13 protein-coding genes are annotated in these 16,237 nt (G+C 74.2%); 6 read left to right on the top strand and 7 right to left on the bottom strand.

The genetic code is table 11. From position 1 onward, the window contains the following. Window positions 1-8: 8 nt before the first annotated feature. The 3 genes from ABD948_RS02100 to ABD948_RS02110 form a co-directional block, all read right to left on the bottom strand. Window positions 9-632: a hypothetical protein gene (locus ABD948_RS02100; protein WP_345262392.1), complete on the bottom strand. Its 624-nt coding sequence runs from the start codon at window positions 630-632 to the stop codon at window positions 9-11. A gap of 103 nt (window positions 633-735) precedes the next feature. Then, a complete protein-coding gene (locus ABD948_RS02105) occupies window positions 736-1,230 on the bottom strand; it encodes a SigE family RNA polymerase sigma factor (protein ID WP_345262393.1) in 495 nt (164 codons plus the stop codon). Beyond that, window positions 1,227-2,018 (bottom strand): hypothetical protein, encoded by a 792-nt coding sequence (locus ABD948_RS02110; protein ID WP_345262394.1) that lies wholly within the window; start codon window positions 2,016-2,018, stop codon window positions 1,227-1,229. The genes ABD948_RS02105 and ABD948_RS02110 overlap by 4 nt, the downstream gene beginning before the upstream one ends. A gap of 128 nt (window positions 2,019-2,146) precedes the next feature. On the opposite strand from ABD948_RS02110, the gene fbaA reads away from it, so the two are divergent. From fbaA to ABD948_RS02125, 3 genes are all read left to right on the top strand, one after another. Then, window positions 2,147-3,178 (top strand): class II fructose-bisphosphate aldolase, encoded by a 1,032-nt coding sequence (fbaA, locus tag ABD948_RS02115; RefSeq protein ID WP_345262395.1) that lies wholly within the window; start codon window positions 2,147-2,149, stop codon window positions 3,176-3,178. 202 nt (window positions 3,179-3,380) lie between these two features. Beyond that, the gene (locus ABD948_RS02120; protein ID WP_345262396.1) at window positions 3,381-4,430 is read left to right on the top strand and encodes a type IV toxin-antitoxin system AbiEi family antitoxin domain-containing protein; all 1,050 of its coding nucleotides are present in this window, start codon (window positions 3,381-3,383) and stop codon (window positions 4,428-4,430) included. Then, window positions 4,427-4,837, top strand: a complete 411-nt coding sequence (locus ABD948_RS02125; protein ID WP_345262397.1) for a DUF3151 domain-containing protein — start codon at window positions 4,427-4,429, stop codon at window positions 4,835-4,837. The genes ABD948_RS02120 and ABD948_RS02125 overlap by 4 nt, the downstream gene beginning before the upstream one ends. A gap of 112 nt (window positions 4,838-4,949) precedes the next feature. On the opposite strand, the gene lysS is transcribed toward ABD948_RS02125, so the two are convergent. Both lysS and ABD948_RS02135 read right to left on the bottom strand, forming a co-directional pair. Next, window positions 4,950-6,467: a lysine--tRNA ligase gene (gene lysS, locus ABD948_RS02130; protein ID WP_345262398.1), complete on the bottom strand. Its 1,518-nt coding sequence runs from the start codon at window positions 6,465-6,467 to the stop codon at window positions 4,950-4,952. Window positions 6,468-6,502: 35 nt separating this feature from the next. After that, window positions 6,503-7,426 (bottom strand): diacylglycerol/lipid kinase family protein, encoded by a 924-nt coding sequence (locus tag ABD948_RS02135; protein WP_345262399.1) that lies wholly within the window; start codon window positions 7,424-7,426, stop codon window positions 6,503-6,505. A gap of 131 nt (window positions 7,427-7,557) precedes the next feature. Here ABD948_RS02135 and ABD948_RS02140 point away from each other — a divergent pair, with 131 nt between their 5' ends. Then, entirely contained in the window at window positions 7,558-8,841 is a 1,284-nt protein-coding gene (locus ABD948_RS02140) for an adenylosuccinate synthase (RefSeq protein WP_345262400.1), read from the top strand. 12 nt (window positions 8,842-8,853) lie between these two features. Here the strand turns inward: ABD948_RS02140 and ABD948_RS02145 are convergent, their stop codons facing one another. Next, window positions 8,854-10,974, bottom strand: a complete 2,121-nt coding sequence (locus tag ABD948_RS02145) for a protein kinase domain-containing protein (RefSeq protein WP_345262401.1) — start codon at window positions 10,972-10,974, stop codon at window positions 8,854-8,856. After that, complete coding sequence (locus tag ABD948_RS02150; protein ID WP_345262402.1) at window positions 10,971-13,313, bottom strand: protein kinase domain-containing protein; 2,343 nt, start codon at window positions 13,311-13,313, stop codon at window positions 10,971-10,973. Before ABD948_RS02150 ends, ABD948_RS02145 begins: the two co-directional genes overlap by 4 nt. Before the next feature lie 105 nt (window positions 13,314-13,418). Here ABD948_RS02150 and purD point away from each other — a divergent pair, with 105 nt between their 5' ends. Beyond that, window positions 13,419-14,696, top strand: coding sequence for a phosphoribosylamine--glycine ligase (gene purD / locus ABD948_RS02155; protein WP_345262403.1), 1,278 nt, complete (start codon window positions 13,419-13,421; stop codon window positions 14,694-14,696). Between the two features lie 76 nt (window positions 14,697-14,772). After that, a complete protein-coding gene (purB, locus tag ABD948_RS02160) occupies window positions 14,773-16,191 on the top strand; it encodes an adenylosuccinate lyase (protein WP_345262404.1) in 1,419 nt (472 codons plus the stop codon). Window positions 16,192-16,237 lie beyond the last annotated feature (46 nt).

The raw sequence follows: 16,237 nt of genomic DNA on the forward strand, positions 1-16,237 counted from the left end.
GCTGCAGGTCAGGATGTAGAGACGGCGGGCGTCCAGGCACCCGGTCGGCTGCGCGGCAACCGACCCGCGGGGAGTCGGAGGTCCTCGTCGAGCGGGACGACGGTGCGACCGCCGAAGATGCCGATGTCGCAGCGCACCCACGCGGCACCACGGCGTCGCTGAGCCGGGGTGGGCACGAACAGGTTGAGGTCGTAGGCGCTCTGGGAGCGCACCAGGTCGGTCCGACCCAGCACCCGGGCACGGGCGCGCTCGCAGGACGGCGCGACCGCCGCCATCGCGGTCTGGAAGTCCTCGTAGTCGATGGGACGGGCGAGGCGCTTGACCGCGAGGGTGCGCAGGTTGTGCCGGCTGCTGCACGGCACCGCACGCCTGGTGTCGTAGGAGGAGAGCAGCTCGCGAGCGGAGAGACGGTGGCAGCTCCCGACCGTCGGCACCTGGTAGTTGCGGCGGCTCGCGCTGCGGCTCGCCGTCGCCGTGGTGACCACGGCGCCGACGGGCTGTGCGACCGAGGGGCCCGAGGCGGCCAGCGGGCGCGCCTGCGCGCTGGGCGCTGCGAGCAGCAGGGAGAGGGCGGCGGCCAGGGCGACGGCGACCGCACCCAGGCGCGGGGCCGTGCGGGGTGGCAGGGGCATGCGAGGACTCCCGAGAGACGAGGTGGGTGCAGGGCTCGACCGCGCCGCGGTCAGCACTGTAGGGAGTGCCGCCGACACTGTCCCGCGATTCGCCCGAACCGCACTAGAGCCGACCGCCGACGGTCTCCCGGAGCCGCCCGATGCCGCGCGAGGCGTGGCTCTTGACCGTGCCCTCGGAGATGCCGAGCTCGGCAGCCACCTCCGCGACCGGTTGGTCGAGCAGGTAGCGCAGCACCACCACCTTGCGCTGCATCTCGGGCAGCTCCTGCAGGGCGGCGACCAGGTCGTCGCGGTCCTCCGGGCCGGGGCTCGGCGCCGTCGCCGGGTCGAGGCCCTCCAACCCCGGGCGCTCCGGCCGCCTGCTGCGGCGGCGGTGCTCGTCGATGGAGGTGCGCACCAGGACGGTCCGGGCGTACGCCTCCTCGCGACCCTCGCGCCGCACCCGCGGCCAGGCCACGAAGAGCTTGGCCAGCGCGATCTGCAGCAGGTCCTCGGCCAGGTGCCAGTCGCCGCACAGCGAGTAGGCCACCCGGCGCAGGTGCGCCTGGCGGCCCTCCACGAAGGCGACGAACTCCGCCTCGCGCTCGGCGCGCCTCACAGCATGCCCTCGCTGCCGCCGCCGGGCCCGTCGGCGTAGCGCTCGCGTGCGAAGGCGAGGAAGTCGTCCAGGGTGGAGGCGCGCGCCAGCGCCACGGTGATGACGTCGGTGGCGGCCGGGTCGCGGGCGAGCAGCCAGGTGCGCTCGCCGTCGACCTCCACGAGCGCGGCGGCGGTCACCAGGTTCCCGCCGTCGTAGGAGTCCGGCAGGTCGGGCGAGGCGACCTGCTCGATGATCTCGACGCCGGGACGGCCCGGCGCCAGGGTGCCGTCGGGCGCCAGCCGCACCAGGGCCGCGCGCGCGGCGGGGCCGCCGGGGAAGGTCTGGTCGCTCACCCAGTCGGCCAGGCTGTCGAAGGCCACGTAGGCGTCGAACGAGGTCGTTCTCCGGCGGTCGACCAGGTACCACCGGACGTCGTCGCCGGCGCGCAGCTCCAGCCCGACGCCGTCGCGGCCGGCGTCGATCCGGTCCAGCTCCTCGACGCCGTCGGCGAGTCGCACGGCGCCGTCCTGCCACTGCGCCCACTCGCCCTCGGGGGGCGGCATCGGAGCCCTCGACGTGGTGGGTGGCGCCGCCGGCGGCTCGGTGGCACGGGAGGAGCCGCCGTCACCCACCACGGCCCAGCCGCCGACCAGCACCGCCAGCACCGCGGTGACGGCGCCGAGCTCGGCGACGCGGCGGCGGCGCAGTGCGCGCCGTCCGGCCGCCAGGTGCTCGTGCGCGGGGCGGACGGGCGGCTCGTGGGCGGCGAGGCGCTCGAGGTGGTCGCTGAGGTCCAGGTGGTCCATGGGGTGCTCCCGGGTGGTCCGTGCGTCGGGTCGTCGTCTGCCCACTAGTACGCCGCGCGGGCGCGCGAGGTTGTCCTGCTACTAGGGTCGGGGTCGACGGCCGGTCCGCAGCCCCGAGGAGACGCACGATGCCCATCGCCACCCCTGAGAAGTACGCCGAGATGCTCGACGCCGCCAAGAGCGGCCAGTACGCCTTCCCGGCCATCAACGTCTCGTCGTCGCAGACGCTGAACGCGGCACTCAAGGGCTTCGCCGACGCCGGCTCCGACGGCATCATCCAGGTCTCCACCGGCGGTGCCGAGTACTTCTCCGGCCCCTCGGTGAAGAACATGGTCACCGGCTCGGTGGCGTTCGCGGCGTTCGCGGCCGAGGTGGCCAAGAGCTACCCGGTCAACATCGCCCTGCACACCGACCACTGCCCGCAGGACAAGCTCGACGGCTTCGTGCGCCCGCTGCTGGAGATCTCGCGCGAGCGGGTGCAGCGCGGCGAGGCGCCGCTGTTCCAGTCGCACATGTGGGACGGCTCCGCGGTGCCGCTGGAGGAGAACCTCTCGATCGCCAGCGAGCTGCTGGAGAAGTGCATCGAGGCCAAGATCATCCTCGAGATCGAGGTGGGCGTGGTCGGCGGCGAGGAGGACGGCGTCGAGAACGAGATCAACGAGAAGCTCTACTCCACCCCCGAGGACGCCATCGCCACCGTCAAGGCCCTCGGCCACGGCGACCGCGGCTACTACATGACCGCCCTGACCTTCGGCAACGTGCACGGCGTCTACAAGCCCGGCAACGTCAAGCTGCGCCCCGAGGTGCTCAAGGCCGCCCAGGAGGCCGTCGTCGCCGAGGTCGGTCTCGAGCCCGGCAGCAAGCCCTTCCACCTGGTCTTCCACGGCGGCTCGGGCTCCTCGGCCCAGGAGATCGCCGACGCCGTCGACTACGGCGTGGTGAAGATGAACGTCGACACCGACACCCAGTACGCCTTCACCCGGCCCGTGGCCGGCCACATGCTCGCCAACTACGAGGGCGTGCTGAAGGTCGACGGCGAGGTCGGCAACAAGAAGCTCTACGACCCCCGCGCCTGGGGCAAGGCCGCCGAGGCGGGCATGGCCGCGCGCGTCGTGGAGGCCTGCGAGCACCTGCGGGCCGCGGGCAAGTCGCTGGGCTGAGGCTTGCCGCGGGCGCATGTTACTGACCCGTGGCACTACTAGATGGGGTCGTGGTGAGCGGTCCTAGCAGTCGCAACAGTCAGTAACATGCCCGCTCACGACCATCCCTCCGGCCGGCCTGACCGACGTTCTCCACAGGCGCTCGGCAGGCACTTCCGAGCGAGCCGCATCCCAGGCAGGGTGACGCCTCATGGTCGCCACGATGCCCACCCACGCCCGAGCCCGCGCCGAGGCCAACCTCGGCGTGGTGACCCGTCAGCAGCTGCTCGACACCGGCACGACCCCCTCGGTGATCGCCGCCCTGGTGCGTGCGGGCGAGCTGCGGGTGCTGCGCCGCGGCGCCTACTGCCTGGGTGAGACCTGGGAGGCAGCGGAGCCCTACGTCGAACGCCCGCGCATGCTGGCCCGGGCCGCGGTGGCCACCATGCACCGCTCGTGGGTGCTCAGCCACGACTCGGCGGCGCACGAGCTCGGACTGAGCATCTTGACGCCGCCCGAGCCGGTCGTGCACGTCACCCGACCCGGCTACTCCTCAGCCTGGACGCGCGACGGCGTCGCCCGGCACTACGCACGGTTCCAGCCCCGGCAGGTGGCGCAGGTCGGCGGGATGCGCTGCCTCGACGTCGCCCGCACCGTGGCCGACATCGGCCGGCTACGAGGCGAGCTGCACGCGATGGTCGCGATGGACGCAGCGCTGGAGATGGGCGTGACCCGGGCCGCCGTCGAGGAGGCGATGGCGGCGATGGACTTCTACCCGGGGATCGTGGCCGCCCGGCTGGGCGTGGGTCGCGCGCGCCTCGGTGCGGAGAGCGTCGCCGAGACACTGGCCCGCGACCTGCTCCAGGTGCTCGGCTTCGATGACATCGACCTTCAGTTCCCGGTGCGCACCCGGTCCGGTCGGATCTACTGGGCGGACCTGCGGGTCGGGAACCACCTGGTCGAGGTGCACGGCGTCCTGAAGCTGCGGCCGGTCAGCGACGGCGGCCTCGCGGACCGCCCGGCCGACGATGTCGCGCGCGAGATGCAGGAGCGCGCATCCTTGATCTCTGCGCGTCGGCTGGGCATCAGCGACCTGTGGTGGAAGGACGTGCGCGGGCCGGGGCGGCAGCTCGCCGGGCTGCGCCTGTTGCGGGACATCGCGACCACCTGCGACCGCTATGGCCCGACCCTCCACCCGGAGCTGGCCGAGGAGGCGGAGCGGATCAGGGCGGCGCACCCGCGTCGTCGGACGCCGGGCACACTGGGGGCATGACCCACCAGGACCTGATGGCCGGCCCCCCGCCCACCCACCTGCCCGTCGACCCGGCGGTCGAGGCGCTCGCCTCCGCCTCGCCGGTCGACGTCGTCCGCGCCCACCCGGCGTCGCCGGCGGCGTGGGCCGCGCTGGCCACCGAGGCGCGCGACGGCGGAGCCGACGACGTTACGGTCTACGCCTACTCGCGGGTGGGCTACCACCGCTCGCTCGACATGCTGCGCCGCAACGGGTGGAAGGGTCACGGGCCGGTGCCGTGGGAGCACGAGCCCAACCGCGGCTTCCTCACCTGCGTGGCGCTGCTCGCGCTCTCGGCCCGCGCCATCGGCGAGACCCCGGAGTGGGAGCGCTGCTCGGACTTCCTGCGCGACTCCAGCCCGGCGGCCTACGACGCGCTGCTGGGCTGAGCCTGCGCAGGCGGTGGCGCCGGACGCGGCATGTTACTGACTGTTGCGACTACTAGGTGGGGTCACGATGACACCACCTAGTAGTCGGGCGGGTCAGTAACATGCGCCTGGCTCAGCGCGCCTCGGGCCGCAGGTGCGGGAAGAGGATCGTCTCGCGGATGCCGGCGCCGGTGAACAGCATGATCAGCCGGTCGATGCCGAGCCCCAGGCCGCCCATGGGCGGAGCGCCGTACTCCAGGGCGCGCAGGAAGTCCTCGTCGAGCTGCATGGCCTCAGGGTCGCCGCCGGCGGCCAGGCGCGACTGCTCGGTGAGCACCTCGCGCTGCACCACCGGGTCGACCAGCTCGGAGAACGCGGTGCCGCGCTCGACGCCGCCGATGATCAGGTCCCAGGCCTCGATCAGGCCGGGCTCGCTGCGGTGCGCGCGCGCCAGCGGCTGCGCCGAGGGCGGGTAGTCGCACACGAAGGTGGGCTGCACGAGCGTCGGCTCCACCAGCTCGGAGAGCAGCTCGAGCACGATCTTGTCGTGGCCCCACGCCGGGTCGAGCTCGACGTCGTGCTCGGCGGCGAGGCGACGCAGCTCCTCGACCGGGGTCGACGTCGTCACCTCGGTGCCGACGGCCTCCGAGACGCCCTCGTAGACCGGCAGCCAGCGCCACTCGCCGTCGAGGTCGACGACGCCCGCGGGCGTCTCGACCTGCCGGGAGCCGGCGGCGTCGGCGGCGGCCAGCACCATCGTGCGCATCAGCTCGGCCATCGTGTGCTGGTCGCCGTAGGCCTCGTAGCACTCGAGCATCGTGAACTCGGGGGAGTGGGTGGAGTCGACGCCCTCGTTGCGGAAGATCCGGCCGATCTCGAAGACCTTGTCGACGCCGCCGACGACGGCCTTCTTCAGGTTGAGCTCGAGCGCGATGCGCAGCGTCATCGCCTGGTCGAAGGCGTTCATGTGCGTGCGGAACGGACGGGCCGCCGCGCCGCCGTGGATGAGCTGCAGCACCGGGGTCTCGATCTCGAGGTAGCCCTGCTCCTCGAGGGTGCGGCGGATCGCGGAGACGATGGCGGCGCGGGTGCGCACCATGTCGCGCGCCTCCTGGCGCACGATCAGGTCGGCGTACCGCTGCCGCACCCGCGACTCCTCGGAGAGCTCCTTGTGCAGCACCGGCAGCGGTCGCAGCGCCTTGGAGGCCATCCGCCACGAGGAGGCCATCACCGAGAGCTCGCCGCGGCGTGAGGAGATCACCCGGCCCTCCACGAAGACGTGGTCGCCGAGGTCGACGGTGCGCTTCCAGCCCTCCAGCGCCTCCTCGCCGACCTCGGCCAGCGAGAGCATCACCTGCAGCCGGGTGCCCGCGCCCTCCTGCAGGGTCGCGAAGCAGAGCTTGCCGGTGTTGCGCACGAACATCACCCGGCCGGCGACGCCGACGACGTCCTGGGTCTCCTCGCCCGTCTCCAGGTGGCCCCACTGCTCGCGCACGGCAGCCAGCGTGTGGGTGCGCGGCACCACGACCGGGTACGGCGCGTGCCCCTCGGCCAGCAGCCGCTCACGCTTCTCGCGGCGCACGGCCTCCTGGGTGAGGCGCTCCTGCTCGGCCTCGTCGGCGGCTGGCGTCCCCGGGGTCTGCTCGCTCATGCTGGCAGGCTATCGAGCAGGCGGCAGGTCCCGACTCAGGGCACCACCGACGGCGCCACCAGCGAGTACGCGGCGGGCTCCAGGCGCCAGGAGCGGTGCCGCTCGGGGCCGTCGATCTCGCCGTCGGCACTGCACCAGAACTCCTCGCCGGCGATCGAGACCTCGCGGCCGCGGTAGCGGTCGACGTCGGGGTGCTCGAGGTGGGTGCCCACGCCCAGGCGCGCCGCGTAGACGATGCGACCGACCGGCCCGATGGCGCGCGAGACCACGACGTCGATCCGGCCGTCGCTGGGGTCGGCGTCGGGGGTGAGCTCGGTGCCACCGCCCACCGAGCTGCCGTTGCCGAGCGCGACCTGCAGCACGGGCGAGTCCAGGTCGTTGACGACGACGCCGTCGACCTCGACGCGCAGCCGGATCACCGGAGGGTTCCAGGCGGTGATGGCGGCGCCGATGGGGTAGCCGAGCTTGCCCAGGTTGAGCTTGCCGACGCCGACGGGCCGCAACCGCTTCTTCCAGCGGGTCGAGCGGCGGCTCGCCTGCGCGCCGGCGCCCACGTGCACGCCGTTGACGACGACCTGACCGACCTCGTCGACCATCAGGTCCATCGCCTGCGGTGTGCCCTCGACCAGCACCCGGGCCGCCTCGGGCACCTCCAGCGGGATGCCGACGCCGCGGGCGAAGTCGTTGCCGGTGCCGAGCGGCAGCAGCCCGAGCACCCGGCCCTCCAGCTCGCGCCGCTTGTGCAGGCACGACACGACGGCGTGCAGGCTGCCGTCGCCTCCGGCCACGACGATGCGGCGCGACCCGGCGCGGTGCAGCACGCCGTCGAGCTCGCCCGGGTCGGCGGTGGCCGCGACCTCCACCGAGGTGTGCTCGCGCAGCACCTCGAGCGCGAGGTCGAGCCGCTCCTGGTCGGAGGTGCCGGCCTCGGCATTGGTGATCACGAGCAAGGGGTCCACCGGCGCCACGGTACCGGTGGGTACCCCCGCCCCCTGCTACCGTGTCGCCGCAAGAGCCCCGGACGCTGTTGCCGGGGCTTCGTCGTCCCCGGCCGACGCGGGGGCACCCGCGAACGGAAGAGAGCACACCCATGCCCGCCATCGCCATCATCGGCGCCCAGTGGGGCGACGAGGGTAAGGGCAAGGCCACCGACCTGCTCGGCCACCGCGTCGACTACGTCGTGAAGTTCAACGGTGGCAACAACGCCGGCCACACCGTGGTGGTGGGCGACCAGAAGTACGCGCTGCACCTGCTGCCCAGCGGGATCCTGACGCCGGGCTGCACCCCGGTGATCGGCAACGGCGTCGTGGTCGACGTCGACGTCCTCTTCGAGGAGATCGACGGCCTGGAGGCGCGCGGCGTCGACACGAGCAAGCTGCGCGTCAGCGCCAGCGCGCACGTGATCGCCGACTACAACCGCAGCCTCGACAAGGTGACCGAGCGCTTCCTCGGCAAGCGCCGCATCGGCACCACCGGTCGCGGCATCGGCCCGACCTACGCCGACAAGATGAACCGCATCGGCATCCGGATCCAGGACCTCTTCGACGAGAAGATCCTCACCGCCAAGGTGGAGGGCGCGCTGGAGCTGAAGAACCAGCTGCTCGCCAAGGTCTACAACCGCCGCGCGGTCACCGTGGAGGAGGCCGTGGAGAGCCTGCTGGTGCACGCCGACCGGCTCGCGCCCATGGTCTGCGACACCGGCCTGCTGCTCAACCAGGCGCTCGACCGCGACGAGACCGTGCTGCTCGAGGCCGGGCAGGCGACCCTGCTCGACGTCGACCACGGCACCTACCCGTTCGTGACCTCCAGCTCGGCCACCGCCGGCGGCGCCTGCACCGGCTCCGGAATCCCGCCCATGCGTCTGGACCAGGTGATCGGCATCGTCAAGGCCTACACGACCCGCGTGGGCGAGGGGCCTTTCCCCACCGAGCTCTTCGACGAGCACGGCGAGCACCTGCGCTCGGTGGGCGCCGAGTTCGGCACCACCACCGGTCGCCCGCGCCGCTGCGGCTGGTACGACGCCGTCATCGCCCGCTACGCCGCCCGCGTCAACGGCGTCACCGACTTCGTGCTCACCAAGCTCGACGTGCTCACCGGCCTGGAGCAGGTGCCGGTGTGCGTCGCCTACGAGGTCGACGGCGTGCGCCACGACGAGATGCCGGTCAACCAGACCGACTTCCACCACGCCGTGCCGGTCTACGAGAACCTGCCGGGCTGGACCGAGGACATCTCCGGAGCCCGCTCCTTCGACGACCTGCCGCCCGCCGCGCAGGCCTACGTGGAGGCCGTCGAGGAGATGTCCGGTGCGCGGATCTCCGCCGTCGGCGTCGGCCCCGACCGCGCCGCCACCGTGGTGCGGCACGAGCTGATCTGAGCAGACACCCGCTCAGTAGCCGCTCCACTGTGCGGTGGTGGTCGGGCCGAGCACGTGGCTGTAGCCCTCGTCGGGCAGGTCGCGGGCCCACACCTGGGCCGCGGCGAGCTCGGGCCGACCACCCTCGGCGGTGAGCGAGCGGAGCACAACGGCGCGGCGCGGCCCCTCGAAGTCGGAGTCGTAGGCGACCAGCACCAGGTCGTCGCGCCCGTCGCCGTCGACGTCGCTGAGGGCCACCTCGTCGGCGTAGGCGTCGCCCACGCCCGCGCCCCCGCCCGCCACGGGGAGCCGGATGCTGGTGCCCAACCCACCGGCTCCCGACCCGTCCAGCGGCCAGACCACGACGCCGTCCTCGATGCCGCCGCTGGTCACGTAGACCAGCTCCGGGGCGCCGTCGCCGGCGAGGTCGGCGGTCAGCAGGGTCCCGGAGTCGTCGCGCAGCGCCGCGGCGGGCACGCTCCCGCCGGCGCGGAAGCGACCCCGCGCGGCCGTGAGCACCCGCAGCTGCGCACCCGAGCCGCCGGGTACCGCCACCACGAGGTCGGCCGCCGCGTCGCCGTCGAGGTCGGCCGCGGTCACCACCGCGGTGTCGCTCTCGCCGGTGTCGACGGGGCCGTCGAACCACGAGCTCGCCTGGCCGAAGCCGCCCGCGCCGTCGCCCACCGCCACCGTGACCGTCAGGGGCCCCTCCTGGACCGAGGAGGCGACCAGGTCGAGCACACCGTCGCCCGTGACGTCGGCGAGCAGGAAGCTGCTGCCCGGGGTCACCGGCACCGGCGAGGCGACGGTGGGCTGACCCGGACGACGTACGCGGACCGCCACCACGGCGCCGTCGCCGTCGACCTCCACGAGGTCCTCGCCGCCGTCGCCGTCCAGGTCGCCGGCCAACGCGTCCGCCTCCACCGGACGCCGGCCCGCCGCGCCCTGCGGCGCGGTGAGCTCGCTGCCGGTCGAGCGCCAGGTGAGCAGGACGCCGCGATCCCGGTCGAGGTAGCCCACGTCGCCCAGCCCGTCACCGTCGAGGTCCCCGGTGACGGCGGGGGCGGGCTCGGGTGCGGGGGGCGCGGTGGTCCCAGCGTCGTCCGGGTCGCCCTCCGCGTCGGGGGAGGTGCCCGTCCCGGCGGTGGGGGCAGGCTCGTCGTCACGGGTCAGGAGCACGCCGGCGGTGACGCCGCCGGCCACCAGCACCAGCGCGAGGGCGCCCGCCAGCAGCCCGCGACCGCGTCGTCCTGACCCCGCGGCGGGCCCACCGGCGCCCAGCGCGGGCCCGCCGCTGAACGAGGGGGCGACCGCGGGGGGCACGAGCGCGCGCAGCTCCTCGCGCAGGGCCAGCGCCGACGCCGGCCGGTGTGCGGGGTCCTTGGCCATCGCGCGCGCCAGCACGGTGTCGGCCCGCTGCGAGGTCGCGTCGGCCGCGGCGAGCTGCGGCACCGGTTCGGTGAGGTGCGCCATCGCCACCTCCACGTCGCTGCCGGCGTAGGGCGGTCGACCGGTGAGGGTCTCCCAGAACAGGCATCCCACCGAGTAGACGTCGGTCAGCGGGGTCCCCGCGGACCCCTCGGCCCGCTCCGGCGCCAGGTAGTTCCAGGTGCCCGCGACCGCGCCGGCCGTCGTCAGGCCGCCGGAGGAGTCGTGGGCGACGCCGAAGTCGCCCAGGTAGACGTGGATCCTGCCGGCCTGCTCGGGGGAGGCGTCGCGCACCAGCACGTTGGCGGCCTTGACGTCGCGGTGCACGACGCCCACGGCGTGCGCGGCGGCGAGCGCGTCGGCCACCTGGCTGCAGACCCGGGCGGCCAGGGCCGGCGGCAGCGGGCCGCGCTCGGCCAGCAGGGTGGCCAGGTCCCCACCGGCGGCGTACTGCGTCACCAGGTAGGGCCAGCCGTCGATGACGCCGTGGTCGAAGACACTGAGCACGTGCGGAGAGTCGAGCCGCGCCATGACGGCGGCCTCGCGCTGGAAGCGACGCAGGTAGGTCTCCTCCTGCGCGTGCCGCTCGAGCAGCACCTTGAGCGCGACCGGCCGGTTCAGCCGCGGGTCGTGCGCCAGGAAGACGGCACCCATGCCGCCGTGCCCGAGCAGGCGCTCCACCCGGTAGGGACCGAAGGTGCTGCCCGGCGTCGGAGCACCGCTCACGGGAAGCTCTCCCCGCCGAGCGTGAGGTAGGCGTCGCCGTCGGCCGGGAGCCGGTAGCGACCCCATAGCTGCGGTGCGGCGAGATCGCCGCTCTCGCGTGCGAGCACCGCAGAGACGAGCACCGGCCGCGAGTTGGCTTCGCGCTGGTGCAGCTGGACCAGGTCGTCGAGGCCGTCACCGTTCACGTCACTCACGGTGATGGCCATGTCGAAGTCCTCCACCAGACCGGCGACCCGCGGGGCCGAGAGGCGGCCGTCCCGGTCGTCCATCAGGTGCACCGGGGTGACGCCGCCCGAGGCGTAGACGTCGGCGAGCAGCACCTCCTGGTCGCCGTCGCCGTCGGTGTCGGCCATCAGCGGCTGGGGCGCCAGACCGGTGACGAAGTCGCGCTCCGGGGAGCCGCCGCGGGTCCGTGCGGTGAAGCGGCGGCCGTCGCCGGAGTAGACGGTCACGTTGGTCCGGTAGCTGTACTGCGGCCGCTCCACGGTGGTGATCACGACGACGTCGACGCGACCGTCGCCGTCCACGTCGCCGACCTCGGTGTCGCTGGCGTCGTAGCTGATGCCCTGCGTCTGCAGCGCGGGCCGCGGGTCGGTGAAGCCGTCGTCGGTGGCGAGCGAGACGAAGTAGTCGAACGGCTCGTCCTCGGCCCAGACGGCGATCGTGAGGTCGTCGCGGCCGTCGCCGTCCACGTCGCCCGGGTAGTAGGTCACGTACTCCTCCTCGCCGGCGAGCGGGGCCATCTCCGCGACCGGACCGGGCGCGCTGCCGTCGGTGGGGACGGCACGCACCTGCACGGGCGCACCCGGACGGTCGCGCTGGGTGATCTCGAGCAGCTCGGCGACGCCGTCGCCGTCGGTGTCGGCGAGCACCTGGTCGCGGCTCTTGAAGCCCTTCGCCGAGGGCAGGGTGACGGTCTCCTGCTCGCTCAGGCTCGTGCCGTCGGAGAGCCAGGTGGTGCTCACGTTGCTGTCTCGCGTGCTGTCGAGCACCACCAGGTCGCCGAAGCCGTCGTCGTCGAGGTCGCCTCGGCGCCCGGCGCCGCTCGTCGGTGTGGGAGCTGCGCTCTCGGTCGGGCTCTCGGTCGGGCTCTCGGTCGGGCTCTCGGTCGGGCTGCCGCTCGAGCTCTCGGTCGGGCTCTCGGTCGGCCCCCCGCCGGGAGCGGTGCTGCCCTCGACACCGCCGGTGCGCGCGGGGTCCTCGCCGCCGCCCAGTGTCGTCACCGCGACCACGCCGCCCACCACCGCGAGCACGGCGAGCGCCGCCCCGGCCACGGCCCAGGCGCGACGGCGAGGTGACGACGCACCCGGCGAGGTGGGCGGAGGGAAGGCGCCCGGCGTGAGCGGTCCGGGGGTCCCGGGCGTCAGCCCGCCCGTGGTGGAGCCGGGGCCGGTGGCGGGACGCCCGACCGGGCCCCCCGCGCCGGCGGGCAGCTGCGGACGCACCGGCAGGGTCGGGGGCGGAGTCTGGGCGAGCGCCAGCAGGGCGCCGCGCAGCGTGCCGGCGTCGGGGAGGCGCTCGGCGGGGTCCTTGGCGAGCGTGGCCCGGAGCACGGCGTTGACCTGCTCGAGGAAGGGGTCGCCGGTGCCGCCGGCGCCACCGGTCTCCAGCTGGGGCACCGGCGCCCGCTGGTGGGCCACCGCCACCTCCACGTCGGTGCCCCGAAACGGCGGCTGGCCGGTGAGCGTGGCCCACAGCAGGCAGCCCACCGAGTACAGGTCGGAGGAGGGGGTGGCCGGGCGGCCCTGACCGCACTCCGGGGCCAGGTAGGTCCAGGTGCCGGAGACGGCGCCCGCCGCCGTGAGGCCGCCGTCGTCGGCGCTGCGGGCGATGCCGAAGTCGCACAGGTAGGCGTGCAGGTCCGGGTCGTCGGCGTCGCGGAGCAGCACGTTGGTGGGTTTGACGTCGCGGTGCACGACGCCGGCCGCGTGCGCGTCGGCCAGGGCGTCGGCCACCTGCGCGCAGACGGTCGCGGCGAGCACCGGCGGCATCGGCCCGCGGCGCGCGATCAGGGCGCCGAGGTCGCCGCCGCCCACGAGCTGGGTGGCGATGAACGGGCAGCCGTCGTGCTCGCCGGCCTCGAAGATGCCGATCACGTGCGGGCTGTCGAGGCGCGCCAGCAGGGCCGCCTCGCGCTCGAAGCGCTTGAGGAACTCCTCGTGGCCCGCGGTGCCCTCGGTGGCCGCCAGGCCCAGGTGCGCCGACATCACCTTGAGGGCGACGGGGCGGTCGAGCACCGTGTCGGTGGCTGCGTGCACCACACCCATGCCGCCCTCGCCCAGCTGGCGGTCGATGCGGTAGCGGCCGAAGGTCTCTCCGGCGCGGGGCAGCTGGGGCATGCTGGGTGGTGTTCCCCTCTGCGTCGGCGGCCAATCCTGCAGGCGGTGCCCGCGGGGCGATGGTACGGACCGGTGCGACGCCCGCACGCACTACGGTGGCTGCCCGTGACGACCCAGCCTGACCAGCCAGAGCAGCCCGCAGCCCTCTCCGTCCTGGTGCTCGGCCCCGGTGGCCGCGAGCACGCGCTGGCCCGTGCCCTGGCAGCCGACCCCGGCGTGGTCGAGGTGCACGTCGCGCCCGGCAACCCCGGTGCGGCCGGCGTCGCGGCCCTGCACCCCGTGGACGCCCTCGACGGCGCCGCGGTGGCCGAGCTGGCCTCGCGCCTCGGCGTCGGCCTGGTGGTCGTGGGCCCGGAGGCGCCGCTGGTGGCCGGCGTGGCCGACGCCGTGCGCGCCGTCGGCATCCCCGTGTTCGGTCCCTCGGCGCAGGCCGCGGTGCTCGAGGGCTCGAAGGCCTTCGCGAAGGAGGTGATGGCGGCCGCCGGCGTGCCCACCGCCCGCGCGTTCGTCTGCACCACGGCCGAGGAGGCCGAGGCGGCGCTCGACGAGCTCGGTGCGCCCCACGTGGTGAAGGACGACGGCCTGGCCGCGGGCAAGGGCGTCGTGGTGACCGAGGACCGCGCGGAGGCGCTGGCGCACGCCCTCGCGTGCGAGCGCGTCGTCATCGAGGAGTTCCTCGACGGCCCGGAGGTCTCGCTGTTCGCGATCACCGACGGCACGACGGTCCACCCGCTGCAACCGGCGCAGGACTTCAAGCGGATCGGCGACGGCGACGCCGGCCCCAACACCGGCGGCATGGGCGCCTACACGCCGCTGCCGTGGGCGCCCGAGGGCCTCGTGGAGGAGGTGCTCGCCACCGTGCTGCAGCCGACCGTCGACGAGATGGCGCGCCGCGGCACCCCGTTCTCCGGCCTGCTCTACGCCGGCCTGGCGCTGACCTCGCGCGGCGTGCGGGTCGTGGAGTTCAACGCCCGCTTCGGCGACCCCGAGACCCAGCCGCTGCTGGCGCTGCTGGAGTCGCCGCTCTCGCCGCTGCTGCTCGGCGCCGCCACCGGCACGCTCGCCGAGGTGCCCGCGCCCGTGTTCCGCGACGGCGCCGCGGTCGGCGTCGTCCTGGCCAGCGCGGGCTACCCGGAGAGCTCGTCGTCGGGCGACGTCATCACCGGGGTCGAGGCCGCCGAGCAGCAGTCGGGCGTGCACGTGGTGCAGGCCGGCACCGCGCTCGACGACGAGGGTCGGCTCGTCACCGCCGGCGGCCGGGTGCTCGCCGTCGTGGGTGTCGGCGGGTCGGTGGCCGACGCGCGCGAGGCCGCCTACCGCGGCGTCGGGGAGGTCGTGTTCGACGGCGCCCAGCACCGCACCGACATCGCCGCCGACGTCTGAGGGACGGCGGGCGTGGTCGTCACCGGGCGCCGGCGCCGACTTCGGCCCGGACGCCGTCGTGCGGGAGGATGACCCCGTGACCGTGCCCAACGTCCTGGCCACCCGCTACGCCGCCGCCGACCTCGCCGAGATCTGGTCGCCCGAGCACAAGATCCGCCTCGAGCGGCAGCTGTGGATCGCGGTGCTCGAGGCCCAGCGAGACCTCGGCGTCGACGTGCCCGACGGCGCGATCGAGGCCTACCGGGCCGTCGTCGACCGGGTCGACCTCGCCTCCATCGCCGCCCGCGAGCGGGTGACGCGGCACGACGTCAAGGCCCGCATCGAGGAGTTCAGCGCGCTGGCCGGGCACGAGCAGATCCACAAGGGCATGACCAGCCGCGACCTCACCGAGAACGTGGAGCAGCTGCAGGTGCGCCAGAGCCTCGAGCTGCTGCGCGACCGCGCCATGGCCACGCTCGCGCGCCTCGCGCGCCTGGCCGCCGAGCACGAGACCACCGTGATGGCGGGCCGCTCGCACAACGTCGCGGCCCAGGCCACGACGCTCGGCAAGCGGTTCGCGAGCGTCGCCGACGAGCTGCTGATCGGGGTCGAGCGCGTCGAGCAGCTGGTGGCCCGCTACCCGCTGCGCGGGATCAAGGGGCCGATGGGCACCTCCCAGGACATGCTCGACCTGCTCGACGGCGACGCCGGCCGCCTCGAGGAGCTCGAGCAGCGCGTGGCCCACCACCTGGGCTTCGAGCGGGTGCTGACCAGCGTCGGCCAGGTCTACCCGCGCTCGCTCGACTTCGACGTGGTCTCCGCGCTGGTGCAGCTGACCGCCGCGCCCTCCAACCTGGCCACCACCATCCGGCTGATGGCCGGCAACGAGCTGGTCACCGAGGGCTTCCAGGAGGGCCAGGTGGGCTCCTCGGCGATGCCGCACAAGATGAACACCCGCTCCTGCGAGCGGGTCAACGGCCTGGCCGTCGTCACCCGCGGCTACCTCTCGATGGTCGGCGAGCTGGCCGGCGACCAGTGGAACGAGGGCGACGTGTCGTGCTCGGTCGTGCGCCGCGTGGCGCTGCCCGACGCGTTCTTCGCCGTCGACGGGCTCTTCCAGACCTTCCTCACCGTGCTCGACGAGTTCGGCGCCTTCCCGGCTGTCATCCAGCGCGAGCTCGACCGCTACCTGCCGTTCCTGGCCACCACCAAGGTGCTGATGGCCGCGGTGCGCAACGGCGTGGGTCGCGAGAGCGCGCACGAGGCGATCAAGGAGGCCGCGGTGGGCACCGCGCTCGACATGCGCCGCGGCCAGGCGGAGAACGACGTCTTCGCGCGGCTGGCCGCCGACGAGCGGCTCGGGCTCACCCAGGAGCAGCTGGCGACCCTCGTGGCCGACCCGATCACCTTCACCGGCGCCGCCGTCGCCCAGACCCAGGCCGTGTGCCGGGCCGTCGCCGCGCTGGTGGAGCGGCACCCGGCCGCCGCGGCCTACCAGCCCGGCGCGATCCTCTGATCCAGGCCCGGCCTGCCCCGGCCGCTGCTGCCGAGCTGCGCCCGGT

It is taken from the genome of Nocardioides nanhaiensis (genome assembly GCF_039542785.1).
GTDB lineage: Bacteria > Actinomycetota > Actinomycetes > Propionibacteriales > Nocardioidaceae > Nocardioides > Nocardioides nanhaiensis.